Below are 18,311 nucleotides of genomic sequence, written 5' to 3' on the forward strand. Positions count from 1 at the left end.
CAGCAAACCTTCGAGAGGATTGCGCCATGAGCGAGCACCCAGCAGAGCGTCGCCGATTCAAACGTATCGCGTTCGATGCCCGAACTGAATTGAGTCAGGGCGAGTACATCTGGCAGGTCAAGTTGATCGATCTCTCGCTCAAGGGGCTGTTGATCGAAAAACCCGAGCCGTGGCTGGGTGATCGGGAACGGCATTTCCTCGTGGAGATTCATCTCGATGATGAGGTCGGCATCAAGATGGATGTGCAACTGACCCACGATGACCGCGGCCAACTGGGCTTTGTCTGCAAGCACATCAGCCTGGAGTCGATCGAACGCCTGCGGCGTTTGATTGAGTTCAATCTGGGCGATCCACAGGAGCTGGAGCGGGAGTTGGGCGCACTGATCGAAATCTGATAAAGCCTGGCCGTGCAGGAGCTGCCGAAGGCTGCGATCTTTTGATCTTGCTTTTTAAAAGATCAGGATCAAAAGATCGCAGCCTTCGGCAGCTCCTACAGCGGGTTGGTAGTTATTCGAAAAGCGCGTCGAGGGCCTGTTCCAGTCGGGTCACGGCAATGATCTGCAGCCCCGGTGGTGATTCCTTCGGCGCATTGCCCTTCGGCACAATGGCGCGTTTGAAGCCATGCTTGGCCGCTTCCTTCAACCGCTCCTGACCGCTTGGCACCGGGCGCACTTCGCCGGACAACCCGACTTCGCCAAACACCAGCAGGTCATGGGGCAACGGCCGATTGCGCAGGCTCGACATCACGGCCGCCATCAGCGCCAGGTCGGATGCGGTTTCCAGCACCTTCACCCCGCCGACCACGTTGAGGAACACATCCTGATCGTGAGTCGGTATGCCGCCATGGCGATGCAAAACGGCCAGTAGCATCGCCAATCGGTTCTGATCCAGCCCCAACGTCACACGGCGCGGGTTGGCCAGATGACTGTCATCGACCAGCGCCTGCACTTCCACCAGCATCGGGCGGGTGCCTTCCCACGTCGCCATCACGACACTGCCCGGGACTTCTTCCTGAGCGCGCGTGAGAAAAATCGCCGAAGGGTTGGAGACCTCTTTCAAACCCTTGTCGGTCATGCCGAACACACCCAACTCGTTGACGGCGCCGAAGCGGTTCTTCACCGCCCGCAGCAAACGCAGTCGACCATCGGATTCGCCTTCGAAATACAGCACGGTGTCGACCATGTGCTCAAGCACGCGCGGGCCGGCCAGTGCGCCTTCCTTGGTCACGTGGCCAACGAGGAAAATCGCCGTGCCGCTTTGCTTGGCATAGCGCACCAGCAACGCCGCACTCTCGCGCACCTGAGACACGCCGCCGGGCGCCGATTGCAGTTGTTCGGTGAAGATCGTCTGGATCGAGTCGATCACCATCACCTTAGGCTTTTCCTGACGTGCCGTGGCGATGATGGTCTCGATGCAGGTTTCGGTCATCACCCGCAGCTGATCCTGAGGCAAACCGAGGCGGCGGGCGCGCATGGCCACTTGCTGCTGGGATTCCTCGCCGGTGACGTACAGCGCCGGCATGCTCTTGGCGAGGTTGCACAGGGTCTGCAACAGAATCGTCGACTTGCCGATACCCGGGTCGCCGCCGATCAACACCACCGAGCCATCGACCAAGCCTCCGCCCAGTACACGATCCAGCTCACTGGAGGCTGTGGAAAACCGTGGAATCTCTTCGACGCTGACTTCGGCCAGGGTTTTGATCTGCGCCTGCTGCCCGGTCCAACCGGTGCGTCCGGAGGGCGCCGTCGCGCCGCCGCTCTCGATCATGGTTTCGGTCAGCGTATTCCAGGCACCGCACTCGCCACACTGGCCGGCCCACTTGGGAAAGGTTGCGCCGCACTCGGTGCAGCCGTACATGCGCTTGGCCTTGGCCATCAGAACCCCCGACAAAAACCGCGATGATAACGCACGCGCCGCCGATCAGCGCGGCGCCGCGGTACGGATCTCGCCGCTGGCCAGACGTGCGGCGCTGTTACCCAGCGGATCTTCGGCATTCAGGTCGGCGCCTTTGGCTTTCAGCGCGTCGAGCAATTCAAGGCGTTTGAACAAACCCGCGTACATCGCCGCCGTCTGACCGGCACCGTTACGTTGATCGGGGCTGCAATCGGTGGCCATTAACCGACGGGCGATCTGTAACTCACCCTTGAAGATCGCGCCCATCAACGCCGTGTTGCCGCGCTGGTCCTGGGCACAGGCATCCGCACCAGCGGCGAGCAAGCGCTCCACTGCGGGTGCCTGACCGTGATAAGCCGCCAGAATCAGCGCCGTGTAACCCTTGCCGTCGCGAGTGTCGAGTGAATAACCGGATTCGATAAAGGTATCGAGCATTGGTACATCACCGCGCCGGGCGGCGTCGAAATAGTAATCCTGTAGCTGTTCTTTGATCGCGTCAGGGCTTTGCACGGCCGGTGCTGCCAGCGCACCACAGGACATAAACCCGAACAATAGAAACAGATAGACACGCATCAGCAGTCTCCCTCAGCGAAACGGGGCCTGACTCAGGCCCCGCGTTACGTTGTGTGGAATCAGTCGACCAGTTTGGCTGCCAGTGCCTTGACGCGGCTCAAGTCACCCTTGGCCACTTCGGTGACACCAGTGCCGTACTCGGCATCAGCCTTATAAAGGAAGGACAGGATGATGTGCTTGCTCTCGTCATCGGTGGTGGCCAGCGAGCCGCCAAAGCTGTCGATCAGATCCCGACGCTCTTTCTTGCTGAACGAGCGGTAAAGATCGCCTGCCTGCTTGAAGTTCTGCTCACGCTGGATCTTCGCCTGCTGCGTGCTGCCCGACAGCGCCATCTGGCTGTAGCGCGCGGTTTGTGTTTCTTCACGCGGCTGCAGACGGCTCGGTTGATAATTCACTCCGGAAGCGCTGGCACCGAAGTTCATCGCACCATCCTGGTTGCCATTGTTCACCGCAACTTTCGGTGCGTTGATCGGCAATTGCAGGGCATTGGCACCGAGGCGATACATTTGTGTATCGGCATAAGAGAACACTCGACCTTGCAACAAGCGGTCTTCCGAAGGCTCGATACCAGGAACAATATTGGCCGGCGCCATGGCTACTTGTTCAGTTTCCTGAAACACATTTGCCGGATTACGATTAAGGACCATTTGTCCAACTTTTCGCTCCGCAATACCTGGCCAGATCTTCGTTGCATCCAATGGATCAAAATCAAACTTGGACAAATCTTGTGGTTTTAGCACTTGAATGTACAAGTCCCACTTCGGGAAGTTGCCCTTGTTTATATTCGTAACCAAATCGTTAGTCAGGTGACTGTAGTCTTGGCCCTGGACTTTGCCGACTTGCTTGGGCGTCAGATTGTTGATGCCCTGCAAACTCTTCCAGTGAAACTTGACGTAATGCACTTCGCCTTTGGCATTGACCAACTTATAAGCATGCACACCGTTGCCATCCATCTCTCGATAACTGGCTGGAGTACCCGAGTTGGAATACAACTCGGTCAGCGTACGCGTGGCTTCCGGTACATGGGAGAAGAAATCGAACCGGCGCGAATCGTCGTCAAGGTTGGTGCGTGGGTCAGGCTTGAACGCGTGCACCATGTCCGGGAATTTGATTGCATCGCGGATGAAGAAGGTCGGGAAGTTGTTGCCAACCAGGTCCCAGTTACCGTCAGCCGTGTAGAACTTGGTGGCGAAACCGCGCGGATCACGCAGGGTTTCCGGGGAGTGATTACCGTGAACCACAGCGGAGAAACGCACAAATACCGGGGTAGTCTGGCCGGCAGCGAACACCTTGGCCTTGCTCAAGTCGCTGAGATCGTTGGTCACCGTAAAGGTGCCGTGGGCGCCGGTGCCCCGTGCATGTACCACGCGCTCGGGAATGCGCTCGCGGTCAAAGCGCTGCAGTTTCTGGATCAGTTGCACATCCTGCAACAGCACCGGGCCATTGGCTCCTGCAGTCTGCGAGTTCTGGTTGTCACCTACCGCGGCACCGTTGTCGCGAGTCAGCGGGGCGGCATGTACGGAAAAGGTGAGCAGGCTGGCGGTGATGACCCCAAGCGTGCGGCGATGGGGAAAAGCCCCTAATCCAATAGCGGAATTCATATCAGGATCCTCTGTTTTTTTGAGCGCATCCAGGTGCGCCAACACAAGGCTAGAGGCCCGCAACGCTGAACATAAATAGAAAGAACGTAACGCAATGATTGAAAAAAATTCCTTCCAAGTCATGTGGTTATGGCGTAAATCGCGCGCGATTAGTGGCACTTTGAAAACTAATCGTCTATTCATGTGTCGATAAAAACGTACATTGTAAGAAGGTGTTTCGCGCAGTAAGCGTTTTACTGATTTACACTGCCAACACCAAACTCATCTGTAACAAGGAAATAACCTATGGGCGTGCTTAACGAGTTCAAGGCCTTCGCGGTCAAAGGCAATGTGGTCGACATGGCCGTCGGTATCATCATCGGTGCCGCCTTCGGCAAAATCGTTTCATCCTTTGTCGGTGACGTAATCATGCCGCCAATCGGTCTGCTGATCGGCGGAGTGGACTTCAGTGATCTGGCCATTACGTTGAAAGCGGCGCAGGGCGATGCGCCTGCGGTGATGCTCGCGTACGGCAAGTTCCTCCAAACCGTTTTGGACTTCGTGATCGTTGCTTTCGCGATTTTCATGGGTGTCAAAGCCATCAACCGTCTGAAGCGCGAAGAAGCCGTTGCGCCTAGCCTGCCGCCGGTTCCGACCAAAGAAGAGGAATTGCTGGGCGAGATCCGCGATTTGCTCAAGGCTCAAAACAATCAGCCCTGAATCAGCCACACCCAAAAAAAACGGCGCCTGCGAGGCGCCGTTTGTTTACCAGTAGTTTTCCACCGCCACCTGGCCAGGCCGCCGAGCAAGGCTCAGGCTCATGTGCCGCTGTTTGAGCAAGGCACGCGTGTCGTCGATCATCTGCGGATTGCCACACAGCATGACGCGCGAGTGTTCGGCAGACAGTTCCACACCCGCGGCGCGTTCCAGCTCACCGTTCTCGATCAGCGTCGTGATCCGCCCGTTCAGCGCACCGGGATGCGTCTGGCGAGTGACAGTGGGAATGTACTGCAGCTTGTGGATGTGCTCCGCCAGATAATCACGCTGTTCCAGTTCGGCGATCAACGACTGGTAAGCCAGTTCGCGCGCTTCCCTGACGCTGTACACAAGAATGATCCTGTCGAATTTTTCCCAGACCTCGAAATCCTGAAGGATCGACAGGAAAGGTGCCACCCCAGTACCTGTCGACAACAGCCACAAATCGCGTCCGTCGACGAAACGATCAAGGGTCAGATAGCCATAGGCCTGACGTTCAACCATCAAGGTATCGCCAACCTCCAGCCGACTCAGCTCACTGGTGAACTCGCCCCCGGGTACCACGATAGAAAAGAACTCAAGAAACTCGTCAAACGGTGAAGAGACCATGGAGTAGGCGCGCCACACTGTGCTGCCATCGGCCTTGATCACACCGAGTCGCGCGAACTGACCGGCACGAAAGCGAAAACCCGCATCACGGGTGGTACGCATAGTGAACAGATTGGGCGTCAACGGTTGCACGTCAAGCAAGGTCTGATGGGTGAATTTGTCTGTGCTGGCAGTCATTGGGCACTCCCTTCAACGGTTAACCAACAGTCTCGCGCAAAGTCGCCTGCTTAAATACCTCTGATTTGTAGTGATATCAGGATGCCTGCCCTTGGGATAATGTGCGTGCACTCTTCCATTACGTGTGGGAGAGGAAAATTCCGTAACAATGATAAGTCACATATAAAACACTCTGTACTTAATAACCGGCCATTCAATTAATCACTCGTTCCAAGAGCAAAATAATCGGAGCATCACGTGGGAAACGTCCTACACTCGTTTTCGTGCGGATCATATTGGATCCAAGAAGCACCCCGGAAATTGCACGGAGCATTTTTAATGGAAACGTGGAAGGAGTCGCAGTTGAAGCAGCTGACTTTCGCCAAGGGCATCGATACTGCGTATCCGATACTGCTCAGATTTGCCGAAAATCTTGGCTTTAACTTTTGTGCAGTAACCGTTGCAATGCCGCAACAGGTTACGTCAATAAAAACCTTGCAAATCAATAACTACCCCGAAGAATGGAACAGGCAGTATGAACAAAGGAAATTCAGTTCAATTGATCCGATAACGGCACACTGCAATCAGTCGATGATGCCGATTGTCTGGAATGAAACACTGTATGAGAAGGCTCCACATGTGTGGCAAGCGTTGCAGGAACAAGGCCTGCAACATGGCTGGTCGCAATCTTTCCATCATAAGGAAAGCGGCTTGTGCAGCATCCTCAGCCTGGCGCGCAAACACTGCCCGATCAGCCCACTCGAACTGTATGAGCATTTTGGCTACATCTTTTATGCAGCCAGTCATTTGAGCGAATTGTTTGCTCGTACGCTGCCAAAGCAGTCGATGAAGCCCGACCAGCCGCATCTTTCGCCACGAGAACTGGAGGTTCTGCAATTGTCGGCTGGCGGAAAAACCGCCTATGAAATTTCAAAAATCCTCAGCCTGAGCGAGCGCACCGTTAATTATCACGTACAAAACGTGATTGAGAAACTCAACGTCTGCAACAAGATTTCTGCGGTTATCGCCGCTGCCAGAGCCGGCATTATCTGACATCGCCGCTTGGCGTCCTTCAAAAACTTACGGGTATTGCACTGGAAAAAAACGTACCATTCAGGCCCTTCCCGAGTGATGACGCTGTTTGTCAGAGTCGCTGTCCACTGGGTCGGGTTCCGCCGCAAGTAACCCAGCCGCGGAACACACCTTGACCACCCTGAGTCCCCGCCCCATGCCCTTGCTTGACACGCCCTTCGCCCAACTCGACCTGATTCGCCAGCCCGAACAGCAAAATGAACCGCTGCAAGCTTTCGACGCGGCCGATGAATATTTGCTCAATTACCTGGCGGCGCAGCAACCGGTGGCCGGCACACGGGTACTGGTGCTCAACGACAGCTTCGGCGCGTTGGCCGCCAGTTTGCTGGGCAAGGTTGAAGTCAGCAGCAGCGGCGATTCATTTCTGGGTTTTCAGGGCCTGGAAAAGAATCTGCTGCGCAATGGCCAGGCCTTCGATGCGATCCAGGGGATCCCGGCGAGCGAGCCCTTGGTCGGGCCGTTCGACCGAGTACTGATCCGCGTACCGAAAACCCTGGCCTTGCTGGAAGAACAACTGATTCGCCTGCAAGGGCAACTGGCGCCCGGCGCAGAAGTGATCGCCGCCGCCATGATTAAACATCTGCCACGCGCTGCAGGCGATTTGCTGGAACGCTACATCGGCCCGGTACATGCGTCACTGGCGGTGAAAAAAGCACGGCTGTTGATTGCCACCCCTGAAGCGAAAGAACCGGCGGTGTCGCCCTACCCTTCGCGTTATCGTCTCGACGCGCCGGCCATCGAACTGATCAACCACGCCAACGTATTCTGCCGAGAAGGCCTGGACATCGGCACCCGTGCCTTTCTCCCGCATCTGCCCAAGAACCTTGGCAGTGCACGGGTGGCCGACCTTGGCTGCGGCAACGGTGTGCTGGCAATTGCCAGCGCCCTGCAAAACCCCGATGCGCACTACACGCTGGTCGACGAGTCGTTTATGGCGGTGCAGTCTGCTGCCGAGAACTGGCGCGCAGCACTTGGTGATCGCGACATGATCGTGCGTGCCGGCGATGGTCTGGCCGGTCAGGAAGCGCAATCGCTGGACGTGGTGCTGTGTAATCCGCCGTTCCATCAGCAGCAAGTGGTCGGTGATTTCCTCGCCTGGCGCATGTTCCAGCAAGCGCGCGAAGCGTTGGTGGTAGGCGGTGCGTTGTACATCGTCGGCAACCGCCATCTGGGCTATCACAGTAAACTGGCGCGACTGTTCCGCGGTGTCGAACAAGTGGCGAACACACCGAAATTCGTGATTCTCAAAGCCCGCAAGTAAAACGCCAGGCATAAAAAAACCCTCCGTTCGGAGGGTTTCAAAACCGTGCCTTGAAGGCGACGGGATGTTTCAGTGGGTGGTCAGACCTGCGGCGTTCATGAACATGCGCATCAGGCTCGCAACGATAAACAGTGCGCCGACGCTACCAATCCAGATCATGGCCAACCAGCCGAGCCGCTGCCACAGCGGCTTTTTTTCGGCTTCTTTAATGTCGTGCAGGGAATGTTTGCCAGTCATTGCATCGATCCTCCGTTAGCTCAATAACGCCGCCGACGCCATCGTCGGAACGCCGCCCGGAACAAGCCCGCTCCTACAGTTCTAGTGATAACCGTCTTCATGGGTAACCTTGCCGCGGAACACGTAGTAGCTCCAGAAGGTGTAACCCAGGATGAACGGGATGATGAACAGCGTGCCGACCAGCATGAAGCCCTGACTTTGCGGCGGTGCGGCGGCGTCCCAGATCGATATCGACGGCGGCACGATGTTCGGCCACAGGCTGATGCCCAGACCGCTGTAGCCGAGGAAAATCAGCACCAGCGTCAGCAGGAACGGCATGTAGTTGGCGTTACGCGCCACGGCGCGGATCAAGCCGTACATCGTCACCAGCACCAGAATCGGCACCGGCATGAACCAGAACACGTTCGGCATGCTGAACCAGCGCGTCGCGATGTCCGGGTGGGCTAGCGGCGTCCAGATACTGACAATACCGATCACCGCCAACAGCACGAAGGCCAGTGGCCGCGCGAGGTTATGCATCTGCTCTTGCAGCTTGCCTTCGGTCTTCATGATCAGCCACGTACAGCCGAGCAATGCGTAAGCCACCACCAGTGCCGCGCCGCAGAACATCGTGAACGGCGTCAGCCAATCCAGTGAACCACCGGCAAACTGCCGATTGACCACCGGCAATCCATCGATGAACGCCCCGAGCGCCACGCCTTGAAAGAACGTCGCGGCCACCGAGCCACCGATGAATGCCTTGTCCCACAGGTGACGCTTGTCGTCCTTGGCCTTGAAGCGAAACTCGAACGCCACGCCGCGGAAAATCAAGCCGATCAGCATGAAGATCAGCGGCAGGTACAACGCCGACAACACCACCGAATACGCCAGCGGGAAGGCGCCAAACAGCGCCGCACCGCCGAGCACCAGCCAGGTTTCGTTACCGTCCCAGACCGGGGCGACGGTGTTCATCATCACGTCACGGTCGACCTTGCCCGGGATGAACGGAAAGAGGATCCCGATGCCCAGGTCGAAGCCGTCCATGACCACGTACATCATGATGCCGAAGATGATGATCACGGCCCAGATCAGCGGAAGATCAATACCCATGAGTCAAATCTCCTTGGTCAGGGTGACGTCGTCGCCGTGGTCGGCATCGGACGAATCGTCGGCTGCGGACAACGGACGGGCCGGTGTGCGTTTCTTGCCAGGCCCACCATCCGGTGTTTCCTGGCCCTCGCTGATCTTCGGCCCCTTGCGCACCAGGCGCATCATGTAGCCGAGACCGGCACCGAACAGCGCGAAATACACCACCACAAACATGATCAGCGTGATGCTCATCTGCGCGAAGCTGTGATTGGAAGACGCATCAGCCGTGCGCATCAGCCCGTAAACCACCCACGGCTGGCGGCCGATTTCAGTGGTAAACCAGCCTGCGAGGATCGCAATCAGACCGGACGGCCCCATCCACAGCGCCAGATAAAGAAACGGACGCGAGGTGTAGAGCGTGTCGCGCTTGCGCAGCCACAGACTCCACAGGCCGGTGAAAATCATCAGGAATCCAAGGCCAACCATGATCCGGAACGACCAGAACACGATGGTCGAATTCGGCCGGTCTTCGGGCGGGAAGTCCTTGAGCGCCGGTACTTGCTTATCCAGCGAGTGCGTGAGGATCAGGCTGCCGAGATACGGAATCTCTACGGCAAACTTGGTTCTCTCTTCCTTCATGTCCGGCCAGCCGAACAGGATCAGGGGTGTTGCTTCGTCACCCTTGTTTTCCCAGTGGCCTTCAATCGCGGCGATTTTTGCCGGTTGATGCTTGAGGGTGTTGAGACCGTGGAAATCACCGATGACAGCCTGGATCGGCGCCACAATCAGCGCCATCCACATCGCCATCGACAGCATGGTGCGGATCGCCGGATTGTCCTTGCCGCGCAGCAAGTGCCAGGCCGCTGAGGAGCCGACGAAAAATGCCGTCGCAACAAACGCCGCAGTCGCCATGTGCATCAGACGGTAAGGGAATGACGGGTTGAAGATGATTGCAAACCAGTCAGTGGGGATCACCTGACCGTTGATGATTTCGAAACCTTGCGGGGTCTGCATCCAGCTGTTGGAGGCCAGAATCCAGAAGGTCGAAATCAACGTACCGACCGCCACCATCACCGTGGAGAAGAAGTGCAAGCCACGGCCGACCTTGTTCCAGCCGAACAGCATCACGCCCAGGAAACCGGCTTCAAGGAAGAATGCCGTGAGCACTTCATAGGTCAGCAGCGGTCCCGTGACAGCACCGGCGAAGTCCGAAAAGCGGCTCCAGTTGGTGCCGAACTGATAGGCCATGACCAGCCCGGAAACCACGCCCATGCCGAAGTTGACCGCAAAGATCTTCGACCAGAAGTGGTAAAGGTCACGGTAGGTGTCGTTATGGGTTTTCAGCCACAAGCCTTCGAGCACCGCGAGGTAACTCGCCAGGCCGATGGTGATGGCCGGGAACAGGATGTGGAACGAGATGGTGAACGCGAACTGAATTCGGGCGAGATCGAGTGCCTCTAAACCGAACATAAGTCTTCCTCTGTCAGGTAATACCGGCGTCGGGGCTTGTGGCCCCTGCACCTACTGCCCCCACGGATATGGAGTGCGGCGAATTCCGATTCGTTCTTTTTTTACAACCATCGCAACGCAGGGAGTCTGGCCAACGGGCCACCAGAGCATGGCCCGGGAGGGTCTTGATCTGGATCAAGCAACGTTGAAAGAGTAGTCCCATTTCCGACGAAGAACTGCGTGGTCGTTTGCCGCGTGACAAGTTGCCTCACTGCCGCAGCAACCCTTTGCCACACCTTCCCTCGCCACACGCCGTCAGGCAGCGGGTCAAGATCGATGTCTGGCTAACTAAATTTTTTGTCATAGCAACTTCCTGTTACAGACTGGTGATAATCTCGCGGTTCCCCTCGAGCCAGACCTGCCTTCAGATGCCCAGCCAAGAGCCCCTGCTGTTACGTCACCATCGTCCGTTCCTGGCGTTCTGGTTCGCACGGATTTTCACCGCCAGCGGTTTCCAGATGCTCACCGTGGCCATCGGCTGGAACCTCTATCAACTGACCGGCAACGTCCTCGATCTGGGTCTGGTCGGCCTGGTCGAATTCGCCCCGCGCGTACTGTTCATGCTGCACACCGGGCACGTCGCCGACCGCTACGATCGACGCAAGGTCGCGGCCATCTGTCAGTCGTTGCAGGCGTTGATCGCGCTGGCACTGGCCATTGGCAGTGCCACCGATCACGTCACCCGCGAATTGATCTTCATCCTCGCCTTCCTGCTCGGCGCGGCGCGCTCGTTCGAGATGCCGACCACTCAGGCGCTGTTGCCGAGTATCGTGCCCAGTGCGCTGTTCCCCCGGGCCGTCGCAGCGGCGCAATCGGCACAACAGTCGGCAACCATCGTTGCCCCGGCGCTTGGCGGCCTGCTCTACGCGTTTGGCAGCGTCTGGGTCTATGGCCCGACCGTGCTCCTGTACGTGATTGCCTGCACATTGATGCTCAACCTGCCGGCCCGTCAGACACCGTTGAACAAAGGCAAAGCCACGCTGGATTCACTGCTGGCGGGGATTCGCTTCATCCGTAGCCGCCCGGACATTCTCGGTGCGATTTCTCTGGATCTGTTCGCGGTGCTGCTTGGTGGCGCCACGGCGCTGCTGCCGGTGTTCGCCAAGGATATTTTGCTGACCGGCCCGTGGGGCCTGGGCCTGCTGCGTTCGGCGCCGGCAGTCGGCGCGCTGGGGATGTCGCTGTTCCTCGCGCGCTTTGCCGTGGAGCGTAACGTCGGCCGCGTGATGTTCACCGCGGTGGGCATCTTCGGCGTCGCGACCATTGCCTTCGGCCTGTCGACCTCGTTCTGGTTCTCGCTGGCCGTACTGGTGGTGCTGGGCGCGGCGGACATGATCAGCATGGTGATCCGCGCCTCCTTCGTGCAACTGGAAACCCCGGACGAAATGCGCGGCCGGGTCAGCGCGGTCAACGGCCTGTTCATCGGCGCCTCGAACCAGTTGGGCGAATTCGAATCCGGCATCACCGCCCACTGGTTTGGCACCGTGCCGGCGGTGGTCATGGGCGGCATCGGCACGCTGGTGGTGACCGGGACGTGGATCAAACTGTTCCCGACGCTGGCTAACCGCGACCGGATGCATGTGCCGGTGGAAGAGGTGAAGGTTTGACGTTCGCTTTAGAACTCAGCACGACGAGCACAAATTAATCGCGAAGGTGCGGTACATGGATACCGCACAGAGTGTAATGTATCGCCTTACACTCGCCGCCATGATCAAATCCTTTCAGCACAAAGGCCTTCGGGGCTTCTATGAAACAGGTTCAACTCGCGGAATTCGCGCCGACCACGCAAAACGCTTGGCTCGCATGCTGCAGTTCATGGATCGCGCGACACTTCCGGGAGATCTGGATCTTCCGGGTTGGCGCTTGCATCCTCTCAAGGGCGAGCTCTGGGATTACTGGTCGCTAAGTGTTTCAGGCAACTGGCGAGTGATCTTTCGATTTATCGGCTCGGATATCGAATTGGTCGATTATCTGGACTACCACTGACAGGAGGCAGGCTCATGCCCATGCACAACCCGCCACATCCCGGTGAAACATTGTTGATGGACGTCTTGCCCGAACTTGGCATCAGCGTTACTGAACTGGCACGACACCTTGGCTTCGCTCGCCCGCATCTCTCCCGCGTATTGCACGGCCATGCACCCATTAGTCCGGACTTGGCGGTACGGCTGGAGCGAGCGGGCATTGGCAAGGCGCGCGTGTGGCTGGGTGTACAAACAGATTACGATCTGTGGCAGGCGGAACATCGCGAGCAGCCAGCGATTGAACCTCTCGCTGCCCACGCCTGATCACTTCAAACCACCAACTCCCCCGCCACTTTCACCCGTAACGCCTTGCCGCCCAATTGCTCGACCAGCGTCAGTGCGAACTCCAGCGCGGCGCCGGAGCCTTGGGCGGTGATGCAGTTGCCGTCGACGACAACGGGTTGATCAACAAACGTGCAACCCGACAATTGATGGCTGGCGCTCGGCAGGCAGGTCATGCGTCGCTGGCGTAAGACACCGAAGGCTTGCAGGGCGACAGCCGGGGCTTCGGCGATGGCGGCGAACAGGCGCCCGGCACTGGCCTGATCTTTGAGCAATTGTTGCAGCGGTTGATGCGCCGCCAGGTGTTGTGAACCGACGGCACCGCCGGGCAGGACGATCAGGTCGAAGGTCTGCGCCAGCACATCAACCAACATGCCGTCAGCGGTCAGGCGCGTGCCACGGGCGCAGGTCAGCATGCGGCGGCCCTCGATGCTGGCCGCCATCACTTCGATGCCGGCGCGGCGCAGCACGTCGATCAGGGTCACACTGTGCAAATCATCGATGCCCTCGGCGAGGGTAATCAGGGCTCTAAAGGTCATGGGCACTTTCCGCTGGGTGATCTTCAAAGCGTAGTCAGCTTCGCCCGGATCGCGCAGCAACAGCCGTTACTTGATGTAAAGCTGCGTCGACATTGTGTTGCGCGGAGCGTTGATCGAGGTGTTGCTGAAGGTGAAGGTGCCTTCCTGCTTGCCCGCCAGATCGAAGGTATAAAGAGAACCGACGGTTTTGCTGCCGGGCGTGCATTCGGTCAGATTGCCGGTATCAAAGGCACAGACCGGGGCCCGAGTGCCGTTCACTTCGAAACCGTCCAGCGCAGCCTGCGGTTGGTTCTGGCCATAACCGACTTCCAGCACGTAGACCTTGATGCTCGCGCCGCTGTGATTGCACTGGGTTTGCGCCTGACCATCGGTAATGTCTTCAAGACCGCACGCCGAAGATTGCACCTTGATGACTTTGACCTGCGACAAGGGCGGCGCCGAGGCGGCCCACACTGCCGACGTCCCGACCATCAGGCCTGCGATCAATCCAAAAGCTTTAAACCGACACTTGCTCATGCTTCCCCCCGTCACCAAAAAACTGCGCGCAGTATGGCGCAGTTGACCACAGCGCAAAACTTCGCCGACGATCGACACCAACATCCGCCATATTCCTCACGCTGCTGGTATGATGCGCGGCTTTTTCCGGCCCACCACAATTTCCCAGGCGCTTGCGACGGTCTGTGCTTTGCTGTTGAGGTCGATACATTCACGGCGCCACGCGCGCCACGGGGAGCGGACATGCTGGAAAGGCTGTTTCAACTCAAGGCACACAACACCAACGTGCGGACCGAGATTCTGGCGGGCATCACGACTTTCCTGGCCATGGCCTACATTCTATTCGTCAACCCGAGCATTCTCGGGGAGACCGGTATGGACAAGGGCGCGCTGTTCGTCGCCACCTGTCTGGCAGCCGCCATCGGCTCGGCGGTGATGGGTCTGATCGCCAACTACCCGATCGCCCTCGCACCGGGCATGGGTCTGAACGCCTTCTTCACCTACACCGTCGTCCTGCACATGGGCCACACCTGGCAAGTGGCGCTGGGTGCGGTGTTCATTTCCGCAGTGCTGTTCTTCCTGTTGTCGATCTTCCGCATTCGCGAATGGATCATCAACAGCATCCCGCTGCCCCTGCGTTCGGCAATTGCTGCCGGTATCGGCCTGTTCCTGGCGCTGATCGCCCTGCACAACGCCGGCATCGTGGTCAGCAACCCGGCGACCATGGTGGGCCTGGGTGACCTGAAACAACCTGCACCAATCCTCGCCACCCTCGGCTTCGCCCTGATCGTCGCCCTCGAAGCGCTGAAAGTGCGCGGCGCCGTGCTGATCGGCATCCTGGCGGTGACCCTCACCTCGATCGCCATGGGCTTCACCCCGTTCGGCGGCATTACCTCGATGCCGCCTTCGCTGGCGCCGACCTTTCTGCAACTGGACATCAAAGGCGCACTGGACATCGGTCTGGTCAGCGTGATCTTCGCCTTCCTGTTCGTCGACTTGTTCGACAACTCCGGCACCCTGATCGGCGTTGCCAAGCGCGCCGGCCTGATGGGCAAGGACGGCCACATGCCGAAAATGGGTCGCGCACTGATCGCCGACAGCACCGCGGCCATGGCCGGTTCGCTGCTGGGCACTTCGACCACCACCAGTTACATCGAATCCGCTGCTGGCGTAAGTGCTGGTGGCCGTACCGGTCTGACGGCCATCGTCGTGGCGATTCTGTTCCTGCTGGCGTTGTTCTTCTCGCCACTGGCGTCCAGCGTTCCGGCTTTCGCCACCGCACCGGCGCTGCTGTTCGTCGCCGTGTTGATGACTTCTGGCCTGGCGGAAATAGACTGGGATGACATCACCGTCGCCGCGCCGGTCGTCGTGACTGCGCTGGCCATGCCATTCACTTACTCGATCGCCAACGGCATCGCGTTTGGCTTCATCTCCTGGACCGCGATCAAACTGCTGTCGGGCCGCGCTCGTGAGCTGAACCCGGCGCTGGTGATTCTGTCGATTCTGTTCGTGATCAAGTTGGGTTGGTTCAACGCATGACTTTCGATTCCAAAGCTTACGCCGAACAACTGGAAGCCAAGGTCACGCGCCTGCGTGATCTGCTGGCGCCGTTCGATGCGCCCGAGCCGACCGTGTTCGACTCGCCGCTTGCGAACTTCCGCCTGCGCGCTGAGTTCCGCCTGTGGCGCGAGGGCGGTGAGCGGCATTACGCGATGTTCTCCCAGGATGACAAGCGCACGCCGATCCTCATCGAAGAGTTCCCGATTGCCAGCCTGCGCATCAACCAGTTGATGCCGCAGTTGAAGGCGGCGTGGCAGGCGAGCTCGGCTTTGAGTCACAAGCTGTTTCAGGTGGAGTTCCTGACCACGCTGGCCGGCGACGCGATGATCACCCTGTGCTACCACCGTCCGCTGGACGAGCATTGGCACGCGGCAGCGACCCAGTTGTCGGCGGACCTGGGCGTCAGCATCATCGGTCGCTCCAAGGGCAAACGCGAAGTCCTCGGCCAGGATTATGTGGTCGAGCAACTTGAAGTCGGCGGCCGCACTTTCAGCTACCGCCAGCCGGAAGGCGCGTTCACCCAGCCTAACGGCACGGTGAACCAGAAGATGTTGAACTGGGCATACGAAGCGCTGGGCGATCGCACTGACGATCTGCTCGAACTGTATTGCGGCAACGGCAATTTCACCCTGCCGCTGGCAACCCGCGTACGTAAAGTACTGGCCACCGAAATCAGCAAGACGTCGGTCAACGCGGCGTTGAGCAACCTCAGCGAAAACGCTGTGGATAACGTCACACTGGTGCGCTTGTCCGCCGAAGAGCTGACCGAAGCGCTCAACGAAGTGCGTCCGTTCCGTCGCCTGCACGGTATCGACCTGAAAAGCTACGAGTTCGGTAGCGTATTCGTCGATCCACCGCGCGCCGGCATGGACCCGGACACCTGTGAACTGACCCGGCGTTTCGACAACATCCTTTATATCTCCTGCAACCCGGAAACCCTGGCGGCCAACATCGCCCAGTTGCACGACACGCACCGTATTACCCAGTGCGCGTTGTTCGACCAGTTCCCGTGGACGCATCACATGGAATCGGGTGTGCTGTTGACCCGGCGTTGATTGCAGATGCTGGATACAGAAAAGCCGTCGTGATGACGGCTTTTTTGTGGGTGCCTTAAAAGATCTCAGCCTGCGGCAGCTCTTACAGGGGGAGCGCGTTCCAAATATAGGAGCTGCCGAAGGCTGCGATCTTTTGATCTGTGCGATCACCGAACAAAAAACCCAAAGCACCCAAGCGTTCAATTGACCCATGTAACCATCTAGTACATTTTATCTCCACAGGCTGAAACCCTCGGCCAAAGCCAAAAACAATAAGTGGAGTTTCCTCTCATGCCCCCTATCGTTCTGGTGCTCAACGGCCCGAACCTGAATCTGCTCGGCACCCGTGAGCCAGCAACTTACGGCCACGAAACCCTCGCTGACATCTCTGCCTTGTGCGGTCGTGCCGGTGAAGAGTTCGGCCTGACCGTGGAGTTTCGCCAGACCAATCACGAAGGCGAACTGCTCGACTGGATTCACGCCGCCCGTGGCCGTTGCGCCGGGATCGTGATCAATCCAGCGGCCTGGACGCACACCTCCGTGGCGATTCGTGATGCATTGGTGGCCAGCGAACTGCCGGTGATCGAAGTGCACCTGTCCAATGTCCACGCACGCGAGGCATTCCGGCATCACTCCTTCGTTTCAGCCATCGCCACGGCAGTAATGTGCGGGTTTGGCAGCCACGGCTATCGTCTGGCCCTGGAACATTTCAGCCAGCGGCTGAAGGGATGCGCGGCATGATTCGCAAAAACGTAATACTGGCCGGACTGATCGGTGCCGGCATTCAGGCCTCGCGCACGCCAGCGCTGCATGAGCACGAAGGCGACGCACAGGGCCTGCGTTATCTGTACCGGTTGATCGACCTCGACCAACTGCACATGGATAGCAGCGCCCTTCCCGACTTGTTACTGGCCGCCGAACGGATGAACTACACCGGGTTGAACATTACCTTCCCGTGCAAGCAAGCGATCATCCCGCTACTCGACGAACTGTCTGACGAAGCGCGCGGCATCGGCGCGGTGAATACCGTGGTGCTGAAGGATGGTAAACGTGTCGGCCACAACACCGATTGCCTCGGGTTTGCCGAAGGTTTTCGCCGTGGCTTGAAGGACGCTGCGCGCGAGCGGGTGGTCCAGATGGGTGCCGGTGGGGCTGGCGCGGCAGTGGCCCACGCGCTGTTGAGCGAAGGCGTACGGCACTTGAGTATTTTCGACGTAGACAGTGAACGCGCCGAGCACCTGGCGAACAACCTCAACCAGCACTTCGGCGGGGGCCGAGCAGCGGCGGGGCATGAGCTGTCGAGCTCCTTGAATCTGGCCGACGGCCTGGTGAATACCACGCCAATGGGCATGGCCAAACTGCCGGGCATGCCGGTGCCTGTGGAGCTGTTGCGCAAGGAATTGTGGGTGGCGGAAATCGTCTATTTCCCGCTGGAAACCGAATTGTTGCGTAACGCCCGCGCACTGGGTTGCCGGACGCTGGATGGCGGCAACATGGCGGTATTTCAAGCGGTGAAGGCGTTTGAGTTGTTCAGCGGCGTGGTGCCGGATGCGCAGCGGATGCTGGCGCATTTTCAAAGTATGGACATTTAGAGATCAAAAGATCGCAGCCTGCGGCAGCTCCTGCAGGGTTTCCAGAAGCTG

The 18,311-nt window shown here is 58.5% G+C and carries 20 protein-coding genes; 11 read left to right on the top strand and 9 right to left on the bottom strand.

The window, feature by feature from the left end; genetic code table 11:
- Positions 1 to 26 precede the first annotated feature (26 nt).
- The gene (locus JJD74_RS09045) at positions 27 to 395 is read left to right on the top strand and encodes a PilZ domain-containing protein (protein WP_200613127.1); all 369 of its coding nucleotides are present in this window, start codon (positions 27 to 29) and stop codon (positions 393 to 395) included.
- A gap of 112 nt (positions 396 to 507) precedes the next feature.
- Here JJD74_RS09045 and radA read toward each other — a convergent pair whose 3' ends face one another.
- The 3 genes from radA to JJD74_RS09060 are packed head-to-tail and all read right to left on the bottom strand — an operon-like array spanning position 508 to position 4,067.
- On the bottom strand, positions 508 to 1,875 hold the full coding sequence (gene radA, locus JJD74_RS09050) for a DNA repair protein RadA (protein WP_008084632.1): 1,368 nt from the start codon (positions 1,873 to 1,875) through the stop codon (positions 508 to 510).
- Positions 1,876 to 1,920: 45 nt separating this feature from the next.
- Positions 1,921 to 2,466, bottom strand: coding sequence for an ankyrin repeat domain-containing protein (locus JJD74_RS09055; RefSeq protein ID WP_200613130.1), 546 nt, complete (start codon positions 2,464 to 2,466; stop codon positions 1,921 to 1,923).
- 59 nt (positions 2,467 to 2,525) lie between these two features.
- On the bottom strand, positions 2,526 to 4,067 hold the full coding sequence (locus JJD74_RS09060) for a catalase (protein WP_200613133.1): 1,542 nt from the start codon (positions 4,065 to 4,067) through the stop codon (positions 2,526 to 2,528).
- A gap of 285 nt (positions 4,068 to 4,352) precedes the next feature.
- On the opposite strand from JJD74_RS09060, the gene mscL reads away from it, so the two are divergent.
- Positions 4,353 to 4,766, top strand: a complete 414-nt coding sequence (gene mscL / locus JJD74_RS09065) for a large-conductance mechanosensitive channel protein MscL (RefSeq protein WP_042561176.1) — start codon at positions 4,353 to 4,355, stop codon at positions 4,764 to 4,766.
- Between the two features lie 45 nt (positions 4,767 to 4,811).
- Here the strand turns inward: mscL and JJD74_RS09070 are convergent, their stop codons facing one another.
- Positions 4,812 to 5,588 carry a ferredoxin--NADP reductase gene (locus tag JJD74_RS09070; protein WP_200613135.1) on the bottom strand — a complete coding sequence of 259 codons (777 nt, stop codon included), beginning with the start codon at positions 5,586 to 5,588 and terminating at the stop codon, positions 4,812 to 4,814.
- Between the two features lie 318 nt (positions 5,589 to 5,906).
- Here JJD74_RS09070 and JJD74_RS09075 point away from each other — a divergent pair, with 318 nt between their 5' ends.
- Positions 5,907 to 6,620 (top strand): autoinducer binding domain-containing protein, encoded by a 714-nt coding sequence (locus tag JJD74_RS09075; protein ID WP_042561178.1) that lies wholly within the window; start codon positions 5,907 to 5,909, stop codon positions 6,618 to 6,620.
- A gap of 175 nt (positions 6,621 to 6,795) precedes the next feature.
- Positions 6,796 to 7,920 (top strand): methyltransferase, encoded by a 1,125-nt coding sequence (locus JJD74_RS09080; RefSeq protein ID WP_200613138.1) that lies wholly within the window; start codon positions 6,796 to 6,798, stop codon positions 7,918 to 7,920.
- A 69-nt stretch (positions 7,921 to 7,989) separates the two neighbouring features.
- Here JJD74_RS09080 and JJD74_RS09085 read toward each other — a convergent pair whose 3' ends face one another.
- The 3 genes from JJD74_RS09085 to JJD74_RS09095 form a co-directional block, all read right to left on the bottom strand.
- Positions 7,990 to 8,157: a DUF2474 domain-containing protein gene (locus JJD74_RS09085; RefSeq protein WP_080896061.1), complete on the bottom strand. Its 168-nt coding sequence runs from the start codon at positions 8,155 to 8,157 to the stop codon at positions 7,990 to 7,992.
- A gap of 81 nt (positions 8,158 to 8,238) precedes the next feature.
- Positions 8,239 to 9,246 (bottom strand): cytochrome d ubiquinol oxidase subunit II, encoded by a 1,008-nt coding sequence (gene cydB, locus JJD74_RS09090; RefSeq protein WP_042561180.1) that lies wholly within the window; start codon positions 9,244 to 9,246, stop codon positions 8,239 to 8,241.
- 3 nt (positions 9,247 to 9,249) lie between these two features.
- Complete coding sequence (locus JJD74_RS09095) at positions 9,250 to 10,695, bottom strand: cytochrome ubiquinol oxidase subunit I (protein ID WP_042561181.1); 1,446 nt, start codon at positions 10,693 to 10,695, stop codon at positions 9,250 to 9,252.
- Positions 10,696 to 11,102: 407 nt separating this feature from the next.
- Here JJD74_RS09095 and JJD74_RS09100 point away from each other — a divergent pair, with 407 nt between their 5' ends.
- From JJD74_RS09100 to JJD74_RS09110, 3 genes are all read left to right on the top strand, one after another.
- Positions 11,103 to 12,341 carry an MFS transporter gene (locus tag JJD74_RS09100; protein ID WP_200613142.1) on the top strand — a complete coding sequence of 413 codons (1,239 nt, stop codon included), beginning with the start codon at positions 11,103 to 11,105 and terminating at the stop codon, positions 12,339 to 12,341.
- Between the two features lie 100 nt (positions 12,342 to 12,441).
- Positions 12,442 to 12,720 (top strand): type II toxin-antitoxin system RelE/ParE family toxin, encoded by a 279-nt coding sequence (locus tag JJD74_RS09105; protein WP_115146588.1) that lies wholly within the window; start codon positions 12,442 to 12,444, stop codon positions 12,718 to 12,720.
- 14 nt (positions 12,721 to 12,734) lie between these two features.
- Positions 12,735 to 13,022 (top strand): HigA family addiction module antitoxin, encoded by a 288-nt coding sequence (locus JJD74_RS09110; RefSeq protein WP_047303344.1) that lies wholly within the window; start codon positions 12,735 to 12,737, stop codon positions 13,020 to 13,022.
- 5 nt (positions 13,023 to 13,027) lie between these two features.
- On the opposite strand, the gene JJD74_RS09115 is transcribed toward JJD74_RS09110, so the two are convergent.
- Positions 13,028 to 13,579, bottom strand: a complete 552-nt coding sequence (locus JJD74_RS09115; RefSeq protein ID WP_047303489.1) for a DJ-1 family glyoxalase III — start codon at positions 13,577 to 13,579, stop codon at positions 13,028 to 13,030.
- 66 nt (positions 13,580 to 13,645) lie between these two features.
- Positions 13,646 to 14,095, bottom strand: coding sequence for a DUF4879 domain-containing protein (locus JJD74_RS09120; RefSeq protein WP_047303491.1), 450 nt, complete (start codon positions 14,093 to 14,095; stop codon positions 13,646 to 13,648).
- A gap of 222 nt (positions 14,096 to 14,317) precedes the next feature.
- Here JJD74_RS09120 and JJD74_RS09125 point away from each other — a divergent pair, with 222 nt between their 5' ends.
- The 4 genes from JJD74_RS09125 (at position 14,318) to JJD74_RS09140 (ending at position 18,260) form a co-directional block, all read left to right on the top strand.
- A complete protein-coding gene (locus JJD74_RS09125) occupies positions 14,318 to 15,613 on the top strand; it encodes an NCS2 family permease (protein WP_042561184.1) in 1,296 nt (431 codons plus the stop codon).
- Positions 15,610 to 16,689 carry a tRNA (uridine(54)-C5)-methyltransferase TrmA gene (gene trmA / locus JJD74_RS09130; RefSeq protein WP_200613145.1) on the top strand — a complete coding sequence of 360 codons (1,080 nt, stop codon included), beginning with the start codon at positions 15,610 to 15,612 and terminating at the stop codon, positions 16,687 to 16,689. Before JJD74_RS09125 ends, trmA begins: the two co-directional genes overlap by 4 nt.
- Positions 16,690 to 16,959: 270 nt before the next feature.
- Positions 16,960 to 17,409: a type II 3-dehydroquinate dehydratase gene (gene aroQ, locus JJD74_RS09135; RefSeq protein ID WP_042561186.1), complete on the top strand. Its 450-nt coding sequence runs from the start codon at positions 16,960 to 16,962 to the stop codon at positions 17,407 to 17,409.
- The gene (locus JJD74_RS09140; protein WP_200613148.1) at positions 17,406 to 18,260 is read left to right on the top strand and encodes a shikimate dehydrogenase; all 855 of its coding nucleotides are present in this window, start codon (positions 17,406 to 17,408) and stop codon (positions 18,258 to 18,260) included. Before aroQ ends, JJD74_RS09140 begins: the two co-directional genes overlap by 4 nt.
- Positions 18,261 to 18,311 lie beyond the last annotated feature (51 nt).

This window comes from Pseudomonas sp. MF6776, from assembly GCF_016613125.1.
Lineage (GTDB): Bacteria > Pseudomonadota > Gammaproteobacteria > Pseudomonadales > Pseudomonadaceae > Aquipseudomonas > Aquipseudomonas iridis.